The organism is Mesorhizobium sp. M4B.F.Ca.ET.017.02.2.1 (genome assembly GCF_003998955.1).
Lineage (GTDB): Bacteria > Pseudomonadota > Alphaproteobacteria > Rhizobiales > Rhizobiaceae > Mesorhizobium > Mesorhizobium abyssinicae.
The window spans coordinates 1-597 of the sequence record NZ_RZOF01000692.1 but is presented as its reverse complement, the minus strand read 5'-3'; the positions used below and the strand labels follow the sequence as shown (position 1 = coordinate 597).

Annotated in this window: 1 pseudogene; it reads left to right on the top strand. The window is 66.7% G+C overall.

Going from position 1 to position 597, the window contains the following annotated elements:
* Positions 1-179 precede the first annotated feature (179 nt).
* Positions 180-597: pseudogene (locus tag EN738_RS34885) on the top strand (sensor histidine kinase); the annotation flags it as partial.

Genomic DNA, 597 nt, shown 5'->3' with positions numbered 1-597 from the left:
GCGGCCGCTCCCCCCGCCATGTCTGGCCGGAGAACCCGCTCGCCGCCGCCGCCACCAGCCGCGCCAAGCCGCGCGGGACCTAGTCTTGGCAGAAGCTTTGACGAGCCTCCTGGTTGACGACACCCGTTGCCGATTGGCGCCACTAGCGCTTGCCCTCCTGCGGCTATAATCGTAAGCCGATGATCAACATCCTGCGCTCACCAGACTTCCAGCAAAGCCAGCGGCTGCGGCTCAACACGCTGATCCGGCTGCGCTGGCTGGCCATCGTCGGCCAGAGCCTGACGGTGCTTGTCGTCGCCTACGGGCTGAAATTCCCGTTGTCGGTCAGCATGTGCTTCGCGCTGATCGCCTGTTCGGCGTGGATGAACCTGTGGCTGACCTTCCGCTATCCGGCGGCGCATCGGCTCACCCCGCTCTCGGCCTTCGTCATCCTGACCTTCGACAGCTTGCAGCTTGCCGGCCTGCTCTACATGACCGGCGGTCTCACCAATCCGTTCTCGGTGCTGCTGTCCGTGCCCGTCGTCATCTCGGCGGCGTCGCTGCCGCTGCGCCTCACCGCGGTGCTGGGCGCGCTGGTCATGGTGACGGCCACGCTGC